General features: G+C 44.1%; 9 protein-coding genes, 1 tRNA gene and 3 pseudogenes. 5 read left to right on the top strand and 8 right to left on the bottom strand.

The features are described from left to right. Positions 1–33: 33 nt before the first annotated feature. Together EL262_RS05180 and EL262_RS05175 are read left to right on the top strand one after the other, a co-directional pair. On the top strand, positions 34–2,553 hold the full coding sequence (locus EL262_RS05180) for a hypothetical protein (RefSeq protein WP_126464367.1): 2,520 nt from the start codon (positions 34–36) through the stop codon (positions 2,551–2,553). 286 nt (positions 2,554–2,839) lie between these two features. Next, a tRNA-Met gene (locus tag EL262_RS05175) sits at positions 2,840–2,911 on the top strand. 346 nt (positions 2,912–3,257) lie between these two features. Here the strand turns inward: EL262_RS05175 and EL262_RS05170 are convergent. The 4 genes and pseudogenes from EL262_RS05170 to EL262_RS05155 all read right to left on the bottom strand — a co-directional run. Beyond that, positions 3,258–3,995, bottom strand: a complete 738-nt coding sequence (locus tag EL262_RS05170) for a DNA alkylation repair protein (protein ID WP_025839406.1) — start codon at positions 3,993–3,995, stop codon at positions 3,258–3,260. Positions 3,996–3,997: 2 nt separating this feature from the next. Next, positions 3,998–4,738 (bottom strand): tRNA (adenosine(37)-N6)-threonylcarbamoyltransferase complex dimerization subunit type 1 TsaB, encoded by a 741-nt coding sequence (tsaB, locus tag EL262_RS05165; protein ID WP_025839408.1) that lies wholly within the window; start codon positions 4,736–4,738, stop codon positions 3,998–4,000. A gap of 12 nt (positions 4,739–4,750) precedes the next feature. Continuing rightward, positions 4,751–7,117: a type I DNA topoisomerase gene (topA, locus tag EL262_RS05160; RefSeq protein ID WP_078735970.1), complete on the bottom strand. Its 2,367-nt coding sequence runs from the start codon at positions 7,115–7,117 to the stop codon at positions 4,751–4,753. A gap of 302 nt (positions 7,118–7,419) precedes the next feature. Then, positions 7,420–7,908, bottom strand: a pseudogene (locus tag EL262_RS05155) (transposase); the annotation flags it as partial. A gap of 172 nt (positions 7,909–8,080) precedes the next feature. Here EL262_RS05155 and EL262_RS05150 point away from each other — a divergent pair. Further along, positions 8,081–9,163 (top strand): annotated as a pseudogene (locus EL262_RS05150) (IS256 family transposase); the annotation flags it as partial. Between the two features lie 97 nt (positions 9,164–9,260). Continuing rightward, positions 9,261–9,458, top strand: a pseudogene (locus EL262_RS10150) (IS4 family transposase); the annotation flags it as partial. Between the two features lie 294 nt (positions 9,459–9,752). On the opposite strand, the gene EL262_RS05140 reads toward EL262_RS10150, so the two are convergent. Genes EL262_RS05140 through EL262_RS05125 form a run of 4 tightly spaced genes read right to left on the bottom strand, consistent with a single transcriptional unit; the run spans position 9,753 to position 14,748 of the window. Continuing rightward, on the bottom strand, positions 9,753–10,415 hold the full coding sequence (locus EL262_RS05140; RefSeq protein WP_025839591.1) for a hypothetical protein: 663 nt from the start codon (positions 10,413–10,415) through the stop codon (positions 9,753–9,755). Then, positions 10,408–11,109: a response regulator gene (locus tag EL262_RS05135; RefSeq protein ID WP_025839593.1), complete on the bottom strand. Its 702-nt coding sequence runs from the start codon at positions 11,107–11,109 to the stop codon at positions 10,408–10,410. Before EL262_RS05135 ends, EL262_RS05140 begins: the two co-directional genes overlap by 8 nt. Beyond that, entirely contained in the window at positions 11,109–13,487 is a 2,379-nt protein-coding gene (locus tag EL262_RS05130; protein WP_025839595.1) for an ATP-binding protein, read from the bottom strand. Before EL262_RS05130 ends, EL262_RS05135 begins: the two co-directional genes overlap by 1 nt. Beyond that, complete coding sequence (locus EL262_RS05125; protein WP_234394792.1) at positions 13,471–14,748, bottom strand: DNA cytosine methyltransferase; 1,278 nt, start codon at positions 14,746–14,748, stop codon at positions 13,471–13,473. The genes EL262_RS05130 and EL262_RS05125 overlap by 17 nt, the downstream gene beginning before the upstream one ends. Positions 14,749–15,302: 554 nt before the next feature. On the opposite strand from EL262_RS05125, the gene EL262_RS05120 reads away from it, so the two are divergent. Continuing rightward, the gene (locus EL262_RS05120) at positions 15,303–16,247 is read left to right on the top strand and encodes an IS30 family transposase (RefSeq protein WP_126464364.1); all 945 of its coding nucleotides are present in this window, start codon (positions 15,303–15,305) and stop codon (positions 16,245–16,247) included. Positions 16,248–16,328 lie beyond the last annotated feature (81 nt).

Raw genomic sequence — 16,328 nt, 5'->3', positions numbered from 1 at the left:
ACAGAAAAGAATAAACATAAATAACTCATGCTTATGACAAAAAAAGCACTATCATACGTCTGGGTGTTGCTTCTCATCTTTGTAGCATCTTCCTGTGGCAATATGCGCTTTGATCTACCATATGGTCCTAAGGGTCCTAAGGGGAGGTCTGCGTACGAAGTGTGGAAGAAGGATGTCATCGATGGCAAGATCAATTGGTCTAAAGACAAGGTCGAGATATCGGACTACCTCATCTACATCAAGGGTCCGAAAGGAGACAAGGGTGATGATGGACTTTCAGCTTACGAAAATTGGAAACTGATCATCGCTGATGGAAAAGCTCCGAATCCTCACAACCCATCGGAGATGTGGCCACCTGAACGTAACACAGAAGCAGACTTTTGGGACTATATCACCGGACGTGATGGTAAGACCCCACGTATCGGAGAGAATGGTAACTGGTGGATAGGCACAGTGGATACCGGTGTCTATGCTCATGGAGTCAATGGTAAGGATGGTAAGAATGGAAGATCCGCTTACGAAGTCTGGAAAAAAAATGTCCTCGATGGACTCATTGAGTGGGACAAGAATAGGCTCGAGATCGAACATTACTTCCAGTACCTTAAAGGTAAAGACGGTAAGGATGGCAAAGATGGGCTAACTCCGTTTATTGGCAAGAATGGCAATTGGTGGATCGGTGAGATCGATACACGAATTCCTGCTCAAGGACCTGATGGAGACAATGGAAACACCGGTTGGTCAGCTTACGAACTCTGGTATATAGACCTCAAAGCCGGTAAAATCATAAATCATGTCGATGGTACCCCATGGCCAAAAGATAAAGATACTATTGAAGATTATTGGAAGTATCTAAGAGGGGCTAATGGAGATAAAGGAGACGATGGTAATAACGGTAAGTCAGCTTACGAGATATGGAAAAAGCTGGTTGAGGCCGGCCTTGAAGATCCTAAAAATCCCGGAACTGACTGGCCTAAAAATAAGATCAGCGAAGTCCACTTCTTCGAGTACTTGACTGGTAAAGACGGTAGGAACGGTACAGATGGCACAGATGGTACAGATGGTCTATCTGCATATCAACTCTGGAAAGAAGAGCTCAAGAGAAGAGCTGATACCTCGGATCCTCTTCGGGATCATAAGACAGGAGAGGCTTGGGATAAGAATAGAGATACACTTCAAGACTTCTGGGAATACCTCAGAGGTGCAGACGGTGGTGATGGTACCGATGGTAAGCCAGGCGAACCAGGTAAGCCGGGTGCGACTGTGATTATCATCAAGGGTATTCCTAATGTCGTTGCAGAATATTCTCAAAAGGAATTTGGGGAGTATGTCAATACTATAGATGGTAGTGTTACTTATACTGTCTATGATGATAACGGTAATAAGGTAGGTGCCGGTGTCAGAGTAAAGGGCTTACCAGGTCTTCCTGATACTGACGAGTATGCATTTGTTACAGATAACAAGGGACAATTCTCCATCCCTCGTGAGAAGCTACCTCTGATTGCTGAAGTCGAGAAACGTTGGGGCTATGTCAAGGAAGTTACTATCAACGGAGTAACTAAGCAGTCTGCTTCCAACACGTATGTGCCTAACCAGATTAAGACGCGTATCGTACTCAATACAGAGGTAACTGCTAAGAGTGAGATTTCTCACCGATTGACAGGGTATCATGGTCTTTTCTTCAGAATAGAGCGTCAGTTAGAGCCTGGTGGTCCTTGGAGAGATTTGCCGAATTATCTTCCTAATGTGGCTAATATCCCTGTGTCTGGATATCGTGTTGCAAATCATTTGGATCCTGTTGGTACCATCAATATGAGTCGCAAGCTTTATAACTATAATGAGAGCTCAGCCAACGAAAAGCAAGACCGTCGTTTTGACCGAATTTTCAGAGTCAGAATCGGTCGTTATATGATTCGTAATCTTGTAGGTGCAAAGAGTGGCTTTGAAGATTTCTGGGATGAAAAGGATAACTATGCTACGGTAGCTCAAGATGATACTTATTATGGTGTTAGAGCATACTGGAACGGGGTTTGTAAGATGGTTCCATTCCATATAGGTCCTTATGTCAAGAGTATTACGTTGTATAAGTTTAATCCTGTTACAGGGCTCTTCCTTGCTGCGGAAGGTGAGTTAGATTATAGTCACTTCAGGCTTGATTTGATGTGTGAACAGTGGATGATCACTTCATCTCTCACAGGGACAGATGGTAAGCCTTTGGAGTATGTCTATGCTGAGCCATTGACACATGAAAAGGCTTTAAAGCAGCCTTATGGATACATCAGTGCTCATAAGACAACCCCTGCAGGTGATCAACAGTCTACAAGTAATGGTAAAGCGTCTAATCCTAGCCAAACTCACTTCTTTATCAATACTGTGTATTTGGATGGATACTTCCGTTCTCGTACAAATCATTGGACAAATCAAGGTGAGTATTCTATTGCCTACATAAGGCTTCAACCTGGTACTACTCCAGAGCAAAAACAATTCCGCTTGGAGAAAGTGAGCAGTTCTCAGGGTATTCCTGATATTGTTCTCACATATAAGGAGAATAAGTAACTTTCTATAAAATGGAATAATATAAAGTAAGGGGCTGTGTCAAGAACTCATCTTTGACACAGCTCCTTTTCTTATGGTGTTTTTATGGGACAATATTTCTCTTAATGTTACTTATGTAATGTAAGTGACCGCATTTCTCAGTAATAATATTGCCCATATTAACGCTATTTTCTGGGAAATCAAACATGATAATAAGCAATACATTACTTAATTCTTTAATCAGAACGTGGTGTCCCATATTTGGAGGTTTGAAATATTCTACGTATCTTTGCATCACAATTGAGATCGCGGAGTGGAGCAGTGGCAGCTCGTTGGGCTCATAACCCAAAGGTCGTAAGTTCGAATCTTGCCTCCGCAACTATCAAAAGAGAAGTAGTCTTCAAAAAGACCACTTCTCTTTTTGCTTTTATCTCAGAAAGATTTGTATGATAATTGACAGAAATTCCTCAAGGCAAAACAATGTCTTGAGGAATTTCTGTTTTCTGAAAATGCAGTTTTCTCGTTGGAAAGTTATCTCATCGGTGTATGGATGGATTCAGATTCATCTATCTTTGACCGGTTTGCTGGGGATAACGAGGATTATCGGACAGCCATTTCCGTATAAAAGGAGGCTACAAATAGTGTCTATTAGAATACTATTTGTAGCCTCTTTTTTATTTGTTCTGGTTTTGCTTCAGGTTCAGAGACTTTTATTGGTCTTTTCTTCAACTGATTTTTCGTGTGGCTCTTTTGATGATCCACTGCGTGTGTTTGTTGGAGGATGTTTTCCAACGTTCGATGAGGGAACGGACGGCCGAGGGGTTGACCTTGAGCCAGTCTGTGAGATGGTTGGCCACGGAGCGTTTGACGAACATCACTTCGTCCTCTTTGAGGAGTTCGAGGATCTCGAGTACCGGATCGGGGTTGTCGATAAAAGTTTCCAGCTTTGGTGCCCAAGGTAGTTTTGGGCGTAGTCCTTCACTTGCCAGACGTCGCAGGTGGAATGAAGGAGCTGTTGCCCAGGACTTGCAGACCTTAAGTGTCTCTTCGGGGTACTTTTGGGCGAAGGGACGGATAGCATACTCCCCTGTGTTTCGCTTTGTCACTTCTTCTATTGCTTTGATGGAGATATTGAAGTGTGCCAAGCCATATTCGGAGATGAACTTCCCTATCGGCAGCACCCAATAGAAGTGGGTAAACATCCCTGTTTCGTTGGGGTTCTCTTCTCCAAGGATGGATACAAGGATGGATATGGCTTCAGGGTAGTCTTGTGGAAGATGCCGTCTCAATGCTTGGGAGATAATCAGTATTCTTTCGGTATAGGTGCGGTCGATGACCTCTTCGGTCACTTCTGAGATGAAAGTCTTGTCATCAAAAGCCGGAAATACCGTTTTGATCTTCTCCGATAATAGTTCGGCAAGATTGCTTCCGAAGTGTTCCGTGATGCTGTACGATGTCCCCATAGTTACTTTGTGCGGTGTTCGCCAAGAACCTTGTTTGTGCTGATTTTTGCTTCGTATTCTTTGAGGTATAGGGGAGTCCAGTAGGCAATGTCGCACGTCTCCCCCTGAGAGAGGCGACTGAGCATAGGCTTCAGCAGACCCTGTGCTTCAGGGATGATGCCTCCGATGTAGATAGAGCGTGGGAAGAGACGTGACATAACCTCCTGTCCTTTCTCTGCACCGTCACCGAAGTAAAGGACGGTCTTGTCTCCTATTTTCTCCACAAATGGAGACAATCCATTATCATCAAGAATAGTCGCTTGGATGTCAGATACGGGCTTCCCTTCGTTGTCGTAAAGGGCTGTGTAGACCTCCATGCGACGAGCATCGATCATCGGCATAAGTAGTGCCTCGTCGCTGCACAGCTCGGGATGAAGGGTAAGGATTCTATGAGCCATGACTTCGGGGGTGGGGATGGCTATGAGTGGTATGCGACGTATCATGCAGAATGCCTTGGTAAAGGCTGCAGCAATGCGAAGTCCGGTGTATGATCCGGGGCCTTCGGCCAGTGCGACAGCCTTGAGACTTTTGTCCTCAGGCAGGTCCCGAAGGATCTTGGACACAAAGTCACCGATGAGGGCCGAATGTTTGTTACCTCCTTGCTCTATCTCCTGACTTACGGTGCCTTGCTCCGTCGCCAATGCCACCGAGCACACATCTGTCGAGGTGTCGATGAGTAGGTAATAATCTTCTGCTGTTGTCATGAGTCTTGGTGTTTATGCTTTCTTTGCGGTTGACTTTGTTGTTTTCTTTGTCGTCTTCGTCTTGCGCCCTGACTCCTTTTTATCTTTAGTCTCTTTGCTGCTCTCCTCTATGAGTTTGCGACAAGTAGCCTCATCGAGGGTTTGGGGATCTGTGCCTTTGGGGATCTTGAAGTTTTTCTTTTTGTAAGAGATGTATGGTCCGAAGCGACCGTTGAGCACTTGTATCAGCTCTTTGTCTTCGCCGAACGAAGCGATGAATTTGTTGTTCTCCGCCTCGATCTTTGCATTCACCAACGTTATCGCCTGATCGAGTGTGATCTCGTAAGGGTTCATATCCTTCGGGATGCTGGCAAATAGTTTGCCGAAGCGCACGTAAGGACCGAAACGCCCTGTATTCGCCTCGAGGGTCTCACCCTTGTACTCACCCAGACTCCTCGGAAGGGTGAAGAGCACCAATGCCTCTTCGAGAGTGATAGTCTCCAAGGATAAGCTTGAGGGTATCGATGCGAAGCGTGGCTTGTCACCGTCTGTCGAAGACTCCCCGATCTGCACCATAGGTCCGAATCGACCTATCTTTGCAAACACAGGCTGACCTGTCGATGGGTCGGTGCCAATCTCTCGTTCTCCGACACGGCGATCCATACGCTCGGACTTGACACTCTCCACATTGTCGTGGAAGATGTCGTAGAAGTCCTTGATGACGTCGTTCCACTGCTTCTTCCCCTCAGCGATGCTGTCGAATTCCTTCTCAACCCTTGCGGTAAAGTTGTACTCCAACACCTTTGGGAAGTATTCGACGAGGAAGTCGTTCACGACAATACCCACATCGGTGGGCACCAACTTTTGGCGGTCGGCACCGTAGACCTCGCTCTTCTCAGAGATCTTTATCTTGTTGTCTGAGAGAAGTATCTCATTGTAAGTACGCTGTACACCTTCTATGGTCTTACGCTCCACGTAGCCACGCTTCTGTATTGTCTGTATCGTCGGCGCATAGGTTGACGGACGACCGATGCCCAGCTCCTCCATCTTCTTGACGAGAGCCGCTTCGGTATATCTCGGAGGACGTTGGGTAAATCTCTCTGTCGCCAAGACCTTGTCCGCCTCGACAGCTTCACCCTTCGTCACTTTCGGAAGGAGCATGACATCCGACTCTGTCGACTCATCGTCGTTGCCCTCAAGGTACACTTTCAAGAAGCCATCGAAAGTGATTACTTCGCCACGAGCGACAAACTTCAAGCCTGTCGAGCTCACGATGTCCAGCTGTGTGCGCTCAAGCTCTGCATCCGCCATTTGCGATGCCATTGTGCGCTTGCGGATCAGGTCATAGATCGCCTTCTCCTGCTTGGTTGTGCCGGCCACGATCTTTTCGACATGAGTGGGACGGATCGCCTCGTGCGCTTCCTGAGCTCCCTTGGTTGACGTCTTGAAGTTGCGTGCTTTGACATACTTCTTGCCGTACTCTTTTTCTACTTCTTCAATAGTTGCACCTATGGCAAACGAACTGAGGTTCACCGAGTCTGTACGCATATAAGTGATATGTCCCGCTTCGTAGAGGCTCTGAGCAATACGCATCGTCTGTGTCACAGATAGCCCCAGGCGACGTGAAGCCTCCTGCTGGAGAGTTGACGTTGTGAAGGGGGCTGCAGGGTGGCGTTTTGTGGGCTTTACCTCGATGTCCTGCACCTTGTATGTCGCACCCACGAGCGAAGAAAGTATCTCCTTTGCCTCATCCAATGTCTTGGGGCGACGATCCACATCTGCCTCAAACTGCTCCCCCGAACCCGTTACAAATGTCGCACGGATGCGATAGCTACTTTCTGCTTCAAAGGCATTGATCTCTCTCTCTCTCTCCACCAATATACGCACCGCCACGGACTGTACCCTGCCCGCAGAGAGAGAAGGGCGCACCTTCGTCCACAGTACGGGCGAAAGTTCAAACCCCACGATACGGTCAAGCACACGGCGAGCCTGCTGAGCATCGACCATCTTCATATCGATGGTACGAGGATTTTCAAGTGCGGCATTGATCGCCTTTGGGGTGATCTCGTGGAAGACGATGCGGTTTGTGTTGGACACATCGAGGTCAAGGACTTCCGCAAGGTGCCAAGCTATGGCTTCCCCTTCGCGGTCCTCATCGGACGCGAGCCATACGGTTTCTGCCTTTTGAGCTTCGGCTCTGAGCTCCTTGACGATGCTTTTCTTGTCCTCAGATACCTCATATTCGGGAGCGAAGTGGTTGTCTACATCGACACCCATGCCCTTGGTTTTCAGGTCACGTATATGTCCGAAGCTGGATAGGACATTGAAGTCACTTCCCAAAAACTTACTGATCGTCTTGGACTTTGCAGGAGACTCTACTATGAGGAGATTTTTTGCCATAATACTATATTATTCTTGAGCGTGCTTGTCAAATATGGGTGCAAAAATAGTCATAATTTCTGCTTCTCACACATTATTATATAGTATAATGATATCAGACTTGACGGCGGCACTCTCTTTTTATACTCTTGAGGGTGTGTGCTACAATGACAAAAGCATCAATACCATAGGATGTATTGATGCTTTTTGTTTCGTGTGGTCCCACTAGATTGTGAATTCAGGCTGTAACCTCCTCTGTGGTTTAGGGGGCTGACGCTTTATTCTATATTCGGCGGTTTTGCACTTCCAATGTGAACTTAAGGCTTACCATCAGCTTCCTGAGGTCTCTGATGAATACTTACACGGTCAGGGATGTTCGAGACTTTTCCTACCGGGCGAGATCGTTTCTTAAGTTTGTGTCTGCAGTGTTTGTAGAGGGCTCCTCCATTGGCCTTGTCTTCTCTTATCCAACGGTATATGCTTTCGTGAGAGACCTTTTCGCCTTGAAGTGAGAGATAACCGGAAATTTGCTTCGGAGACCATTGCATTTCTTCCAAGAGCCTCAGGGATTTCCTTTTGATACTCTCGCATATGCGCCTGTTCCTACGCACCCGTTCTTTGCGAATGTCCGCATATTCCTGCGTAGTCTCAGGGTTATAGCTCTTTCGTTTTTCTGTGCTGTTACGAGCTATCTCCCGAGAAATAGTGCTCGGAGAGACTTCGAGTTGTCGGGCAATTTCTGAACGATTCAAACCAGCTCGAAGAAATGCTGAGATTTCATATCTTTGTTGTCGGTTCAGTTGTTTGTACATCGCAAATTAAAGATAATTGAACTACTTGGAGAGGTACATCAGGACCTCTCCTTTTCTTTTATCTTGAACCTGCAAATACAGGGGGAGGTTTCCCCTTGTAACCCCCTCGGTGGTCTAGGGGGCTGACGCTTTATTCATATTGGAAGGTTTTGCACTTCCAATGTGAACTTAAGAACTTATCCGTGTACTATTGAACACCTTCTCAAAGCAAGAACGTGCTCTCTTTGTCGAAGAGCATGAGGGTGAACAATGCAATGGTTTCCGTCCCCATCGATGGCGGGGCTATGGCTGTAGCTTTGAGCTTCGCATTCCACGTACTCGTTCAGGGAATTTTCAGCCCCTGATTTTGGGTATTCTCTCCAGCCAAGAGAGCGAACGAGCCTTGTTGTTTCACGAGCTTTATACCCGAGGCCTTTCGTGCGAAGACATTGGTTCGGTGTGCGAACGGATCTACGGCTATCACTATAGCAAGCAGCAAGTCAGTTATCTCACCAACACGAGTAAAGAGGAGATCTACAAGTGGTTGGAACGCCAACTGTCGCCCCACTATTTGGCCGTGTACATCGATGCTACCTTTGCCTACACACGGCGGGATGATCGTGTGGCTCAGGAAGCCTATTACACGATGTTGGGGTTGCTTCCTGACGGTAGTCGGGAGGTTCTTTGTGTGGTGAATCATCCCACGGAAGGAGCGTTGAATTGGGAGGCAGAGTTGAAAGCCCTCAAAACACGTGGAGTCGAACGTATAGACCTGATCATCTCAGATGCTTTACAGGGGATTGAACGAGCCATCGCCTCGGCTTTCCCTCACTCCTCCCATCAGCTGTGTGTCGTTCATTTCAAACGTCACGCACTTAATGCCGTATCGAAGAGGGACAAGGATCGGATGAGGCAGGAGTTGGATGACTTGTTTCCGATCTCGGGTACAAGTCTTACACCCATCAAAGCATTTGAGAAATTGTGTACATTTGCAGAACGTTGGGGGAAAAGCTACCGGAGCCTGCTCTCCTTGTCGGCACCTCGCAATATAGGCTACTTCACTTACCTGATGTTCCCGGAGGGTGTTCGTCGTATGATTTACTCGACGAATTGGGTGGAGCGTCTCAATCGGAGCTATAAGCGCACGCTGCGTATGCGTGGGGCTCTACCCTCGGCTGATGCCGTCGTCTTTCTCTTGGGCTCTGTAGCCCGAGAAATGACCGAAAAGACTTACGCAAGGAGGTTACCCTATTTCCAAGAGTGGAGCACCAAATAAATGAGTAATGAGTAATAACACGAAAAACTCAAAGTTTTTTCCCCCCGGGGCATGCCCCAGGGGAAAAAGGGAGAACTAACCTTACACACTTTTTCGGACACTACCTGCTGTGGAGACGTCGATATGGACTGCCCTAACAACAATGTTGCTACTCTGTTGGTTAAAGCATACTGCTCGTTACAAATGGGGGCTGGCAAACCTTGTCGTGTCGTTAAGGCTGAACACTTTTACCAAAATTGATCTTGAAAAGTGGCTTAACGAACCCTTCACACCGCCTCCGGATGACAACAATTAGGGGCAAGGTGGGGATTAAAAATCCTATTTTTTCGTTGGGCTGTATAACTCAACGGCTTATGACTCGCTCATAATTTATTTAGGTTGATATTTGCGTATCTAATTGGTTATTAGAATCTTATATGTAAATAATTCGCCACTTTTTCAATTATAACCACAACAATATTAGGCAGTTAATATGGTTGGTGACATAGTTTCATTCTTTGTTTGCTTACGTCGAATTGACGTTAATTAACGTCAGTTCGATATAAGGACGAGATGTAATGTGTTGATTATTATAATATTTAGTTTTGTATTAACTCTCACGGAAATCAGTCTCTTGCTTCAATTCATAGAGCATCTCAAAGAGACCTTGCCTTTGTTTTAAGAGTAAGGACTCTTTATCAAGAAGATGTCGAACTATTTGTCCTGTAATACAGAGTTGAATATTCTGGTATAGTTGGCGCAATGTCTGACTAGACGGATCCCATAACTGCAGAGCCTTACATAGAGCTTTGATAAAGCTATCTTGATACGTTGGAATTGTATCCTTATCTATTCCTGAATAACAATTCGAATTTTCATTCCTAAGTCTTAGTATTTCCTCCCAAGTAGCGGGGATTTCCCCGAACCCAATTGAGTTTACTAACCTCTTGGATTTTATGAACTCACTCGATCTACACGAAATAAGTAAGCTCCCATGACACTTAGGAATAGCTAGTCGCTTATCTCCAAAGAGAGGTTGATCCTCATCACTTTGAGGAGTGCCATATAAACAATAGCTCGTACCATGCCCCATAAAGACAAAAATATCTTGCTCTGTTAGCTCCTTTATCTGATCTGCTATTTCCTTTCGATGTCCCTCCTCAGTGGTATCTCCTCTGATGATAATTGCTCCTTGTGCCTTTAGTACATCTGTGATTGGCCCAAGAAAATCCGTTGTGTCATCAGTTGGATAAACACAGACTATTTTACTCATAAATCTTGGTTAAATAGGCTATAAATTCATCTAGTATTTCATCTAGCCAATTTTGAGTTTGATCGTCAGAACCTAGAGCCTCTACAACATCTTTTAGTGATTTGCCTCCAATCCCACGCACTCCTTGGTCATGCACAACTAAGTTGGGGTACAGGGACAACTTATCCATAAGTAGTTCTTTAACATCTTTGCAACTATTTTGTTTAAGTACTTTTATTGCTTCACTTTCGAAGTTATTTCGTTGGATGAATGTCTCAATTTTCATCTCCATGAGATTGTTTATGTGTTTCACCATCTCGTCGTAGTCAATAGTGTCCTTTTCGCTGAGAATACCACTGCTTTCAATGATGTATTTTATCACGTCCTTCCTTGAACCACTATATAAGATAATTCTTGTTTTATGGAAAATCTTTCTAAGTTCTTGAATAATTGATAGACCATTTAGCTCACAGTCCTCTCCATAATTGTAATCGACCATAATCAGATCAAACCTACCCTGTTGCTTGACTTGATTTACTTCTTCTTTTATAGGAGATAAGTCTAACTTGCTATCGAGATTGTAGTATCTCCGATTATTTAGATGTATAACGCTCGATGTTAGGTTAATCTTATCTCTAGAGAGTTTCCTTTTTAAGGAGTTCAAACTGTCAGACATGTCAGCATCGTCTATGACTAATATTCTCATCTCCACCATTACTTCAAAATTAATCTAAATGTTGCACCTGTGGGAAAATGTAGACCATTACCCAGAAACTCAATATCGCCATTAAGGTTTCTCTTCATTTGCTCTTTAATAGTGCTTAGACCTATACCAGATCCTCCTCTGCGGTTGGTAACACCCTCCTCAAATATAGTCTTAGGAGTGAATAAAGCTAAATCAACGCCACATCCATCATCAGCAAAGTCTATAGATATGGCCCTATCATCTGTGCTGTGGAAAATCACAAGTAGCTTCTTGGCATCAGCTTTGACAGCATTGCTGACTAGATTATCAAGGACTACTGATAGCTCTAGTAGAGGAAGACGTTTGAGGAGTTCTCCGTTAGATTTATCTACGATTGAGATATTAAGTGACGCCCTAAAATTGTCTAGGTACTCTCTAATATACTCTTTGAGGTCTACTCTAGAGGCTTCACGGAGTAAAGCGCTATCGGCCTTGGTAACCATTGAAGCCAGTTTCACGATACGTTCAATTTGAAATCTGGCTCTATCTAGCTGTTGAGATAGCTCCGCCTGATGTACACCAAGCTCCTCTAACGACATCGATACTAGATTGATGATAGATGAAAGGTTGGTAGAGGAAATCAGTATCGTGTGTACAATGTCCTCAACCTCCTTAGATGTATTTCTGACAGAAGATAGATACTGATTCTTTACGATTTGAGCATCACGTTCTTTCTCAGCCTCTTGCTTTTTCTTGTCAGCTTCTTCCTTCTGTTTTTGACTTTCTTTTGCTAGTCGCTCAGCTGCATTACGCCGTACCTCAGCATCTTTAAGTTGTTGCTCTAGCTCTGCCTTATGTTGTGCCAATTGCTCCAGTGTCGCTTTGGCATTGCTTAGACTTTGTTTTAGAGATTGACTGCTAGTTTTATTTGCCAAGTCTTCAAAGTCTGCCAAAAGTTTATCTTGGAGCAATTCATACTCTTTAGCGTTGGATACAATATTGGCTAATGCCTCATTGTATCGAACGATTGTAATATTCTTGTCCTGAGCCAAGCTTCGGACTAGTTGCATAAAATCCACCCTACTTCCGGGACTATGATACAGGTGAGAAGTTGTCTCGCTTTCTCTTTCGTTATTTTGAAGCTCTTTCCTAGCTTTGTCTGCATCAGCCATACTCTTGAAGTATTCACGGCTAAGGAATTTATCCCCCCACAAAACCCCTGCAACATATCTCTCAAGTCGACGATGAGTGATTTCGAAATACTCAAACAACTCTCGGCTCGCCTTATTGTCTATAAGACCAGCATTTCGGCTAGAAACTTCTTTGAAGCGTTCTAAATCGTCAGTATGCAAATCTATACGTCCGAATAAATCTCGGGTACCTATATATCGATTGTAGCCCTGCATAGCTCGGCGGTCCAAGCCAAAACTATCATCTCCAACGTCACCATAGGGCAAGATTCGGAAGTTGTTTCGAAATAGGAATATGGAGCCATACTGAGTTGGGGTTACCCCCATCCTCCGACTAAAGTTTACTTTGGCAGCCCTATTCAGATAAAACAGACTTATAGTCGCCTCCTTCACGTGGTCGTAAGGATTTGGCTCAAAGATTTCATACATCAGCTCTCCACGGTCGCTGACTCTGGTGTGTATATGCTCCTTTGTAGTCCAACTTTTGATTTCGGTAGTTTTAATCTCCAAAATCTCCCTGATGTTATTCTTGATAGGTCCATTAATCTTGTTGTAGTCTTCAGTCTCTCGGGTATCTTGAAACTTGTCATTCTCAGAAATAACCACAATCTCAAAATCATCAATCTCAGAGAATGGGTTAATCATCTTCTCTAGAGATCGCCTAAGTCTCTTTTTGTCTTCTCTGTCCCAGACCTTTCGTAGCTCGAAGAGTTGTAACCTTGTGCCAGTAACAGCACTGTTGGGAAATATTGGTTCTCTTTCCGAGGTTTGATGAGGAAGGCCAATCTCTGCGAACTCTTTATTTTGATCCTGCTCAAATAAACTCCAATCTATGTATAGTCTTTCAAACTCTCCTTTTTCGTGACAAGTTTCTAGGATTAGCTTCTTTCCCAGACGATCACAAGACATACGTCCAATGCCCTTAGCACCTGCATAGTGGCGTCTTAGATGATCTCGATAAGAACTTTCGGAGGCTGCTTTCTTGGCCGAATAGGCAATAAATAGCCATTTGTCTCTTATATCATCCAGAGTCATTCCTTTGCCGTCATCTGCGATGATAATAGAGTCCGACTCAAATGTAATGATAACCTTCCTCGCTCCCGCATCGTAGGAGTTTTTGACAAGCTCTAGAATGGCAACATAGTCATCGGTAATAAGATCTTGCCCTAGAATACTTTTTAGTCCTGTGCTAACCTTGAAGTTAAGAGTCTCTCCCATGTCGTAGCATTTCTTTAAGTACCAATCCTGCTTGTTCGGCAAATAGAGGAGGTATTGCATTTCCTACCTGCGTATAGCGTGGGGTTTCCTGTTTCCTTAGCTTACCTCCTGTAGTGTATTTTCCTTGAAATTCATAGCTGTCTGGAAATGACTGAATTCTCGCATATTCCCTTACTGTAAGAATTCGTGGTTCCTCGTAATGAATGTAATCATCGGGTAGAGTTGTTATCGTTGGAGCCTTGTCACTAGAACTCAAAGGGATAATAGTATGCTTCTTGATGCTAAACTTATTCTTAATCTCATCATTAATGCAGAGGTTACGGTCGCTTTGAGTTAAACTGAGAATCTCTTCGAACTTGGATATTGTAGATGGGTAGTGGTTTGCGAATCGATGACTATCTGGTATATTATCATTTTTAGAAACGCCTGTTCTCATAAGTTTCTGGTAGGAACTATCTTCCGTTTTTCCATATAATCCAAATTCAAATTTATCTTTAGGAGATAGCTTCTTTTTCCCATGAAGAGCCCTAAGATCAGAAATAGCTTCTTCTAGTGTAGTCCCAACGCTAAGTCCTTTATGTTGGAGAAAGTTTTCCTTTTGAGCTTCTAGTTGCTCAAAGAATCTCTTGGCTAGAGATCGATTATCTCCGAAGTGTTCTTTAGAGAGTGCGACCAAAATAAATCTAGCTCTACGCTGAGGGACTCCATAGTCTCCAAAGTTAATAGTCTGTTTGTCAACGATATAGCCTAGCTTTTCTAGGCATGACTTAACCTCATCTGCATAGGTAATCTTACGGTTCTGTGCTTTTGATTTTTGGAAGGGAAGTGTAAACCCTTTAACGTTTTCAAAGAAAACGATTTTAGGCATCACTTTTTGTATAATATCAAGATAAGATAGTACAAGCTTATTTCTGCTGTCATCTTCTCTTCTTCTGCCTGCCATTGAGAAGCCTTGGCAGGGAGGCCCTCCTGCAACTAGATCGACACGCCCTTTTAGCCTACACAACTCTTCGGTATATGTCGCAATAAACTCATTAATTTCCCAATTCTTTACCGGAAGCCATTGGGGCCAGATAAAATGAGGTTCATTGGTTTTGTGAATAAGATTGTGTTTTAGGGTGGCAAATGCTTCTGGGCTTCTCTCAATAGCAAACAATGACTTCCACCCAGCCCTATTAAGACCAAGAGATAGTCCTCCACACCCTGCAAAAAGATCAATTGCTATGGGAGGTTTTATATCGGGTAAAATACTAGAGTCCAATATGAGTCTGTTATTTGTGTACTATATTGTGCATAAAGTTAGCTATTTTCGAATAACTACTACGTGTCGTGTCCTAAAAAAACGTAAGGGATAGACCATTCTTTCTAATCCTCGGCGATATTATCTGCCAGCAAACTTCCGACGAATACTTCTGAAAATTTGTTCTGTCACGTAGCTTGTTTTGCTGATCAATCTATTGAATTACTTCTGACCAGTACTAAGGACTGCATCTCGTCTGGCTTTAACGTGTGTTTGACGTAAGAAAACGATGAATAAAACTACCTCATCAGCCGGATTAACTGCCTAATATTTTTCATTGCAGTAAGAGAAAAGTATTTTGTTCATTTAAAATTAAAGGGCTGACTTCTTTATCAGGAAGTCCTTAAGTTCACATTGGAAGTGCAAAACCTTCCAATATGAATAAAGCGTCAGCCCCCTAGACCACCGAGGGGGTTACAAGGGGAAACCTCCCCCTGTATTTGCAGGTTCAAGATAAAAGAAAAGGAGAGATCCTGATGTACCTCTCCAAGTAGTTCAATTATCTTTAATTTGCGATGTACAAACAACTGAACCGACAACAAAGATATGACATCTCGGCATTTCTTCGAGCAGGCTTGAATCGTTCAGAAATTGCCCGACAACTCGAAGTCTCTCCGAGCACTATTTCTCGGGAGATAGCTCGTAACAGCACAGAAAAACGAAAGAGCTATAACCCTGAGACTGCGCAGGAATATGCGGACATTCGCAAAGAACGGGTGCGTAGGAACAGGCGCATATGCGAGAGTATCAAAAGGAAATCCCTGAGGCTTCTGGAAGAAAAACAATGGTCTCCGAAGCAAATTTCCGGTTATCTCTCACTTCAAGGCGAAAAGGTCTCTCATGAAAGCATATACCGTTGGATAAGAGAAGACAAGACCAATGGAGGATCTCTCTATAAGCACTGCAGACACAAACTCAAGCGACGATCTCGCCCGGTAGGAAAAGTCACGAACATTCCTGAACGTGTAAGTATTCATCAAAGACCTCAGGAGGCTGATGGTAAGAGGCTTGGAGACTTAGAGATGGATCTTATCGTAGGCTGTGGGGGCAGAGGTGCCATACTCACCGTCACGGATCGAATGACCAACATGATTTGGGCGGCCAAACTCAAAGATAAATCCGCCCAAGAGGTGAATCGAAAACTGTGGGCTCTACTCGTCCCCTATAAGGCTGTCATCAAGACCATTGTGACCGATAATGGAAGTGAATTTTCAGGGCATCGGAAGATCACGGATCGGCTCGGTGTCCCTGTATTCTTCGCTGATCCTTATTCTTCTTGGCAAAAAGGGGCCATCGAGAACACCAATAAATTGCTCAGGCAATACATCCCTAAAATGGCAAATTTTGATCTCATCTCTCAGAAACAAATCAATGAATACTGTGCCAAAATTAACGCAAGACCAAGAGAAAAACTAAACTTTAAGTCCCCGGTTCAAGTATTCTTCAGCTTATTACCCTAATTTTGCACTTGATACTTGAATCTGCAGTCAGCCCTAATTTCGTTACCTTGTTGTCGCAAAACAAAAAATGTAACGATGAAT

The sequence above is a fragment of the Porphyromonas cangingivalis genome (genome assembly GCF_900638305.1).
Taxonomy (GTDB): Bacteria; Bacteroidota; Bacteroidia; order Bacteroidales; family Porphyromonadaceae; genus Porphyromonas_A; species Porphyromonas_A cangingivalis.
This window is presented reverse-complemented; position numbering and strand designations above follow the sequence as displayed.

Coding starts and splice junctions, on each gene's coding strand:
- tsaB (WP_025839408.1), bottom strand. CDS start 4,738: ATGACAACAGCAGAAGATTATTACCTACTCATCGACACCTCGACAGAT.
- EL262_RS05135 (WP_025839593.1), bottom strand. CDS start 11,109: ATGGTGGAGATGAGAATATTAGTCATAGACGATGCTGACATGTCTGAC.
- topA (WP_078735970.1), bottom strand. CDS start 7,117: ATGGCAAAAAATCTCCTCATAGTAGAGTCTCCTGCAAAGTCCAAGACG.
- EL262_RS05120 (WP_126464364.1), top strand. CDS start 15,303: ATGTACAAACAACTGAACCGACAACAAAGATATGACATCTCGGCATTT.
- EL262_RS05170 (WP_025839406.1), bottom strand. CDS start 3,995: ATGGGGACATCGTACAGCATCACGGAACACTTCGGAAGCAATCTTGCC.
- EL262_RS05130 (WP_025839595.1), bottom strand. CDS start 13,487: ATGGGAGAGACTCTTAACTTCAAGGTTAGCACAGGACTAAAAAGTATT.
- EL262_RS05140 (WP_025839591.1), bottom strand. CDS start 10,415: ATGAGTAAAATAGTCTGTGTTTATCCAACTGATGACACAACGGATTTT.
- EL262_RS05180 (WP_126464367.1), top strand. CDS start 34: ATGACAAAAAAAGCACTATCATACGTCTGGGTGTTGCTTCTCATCTTT.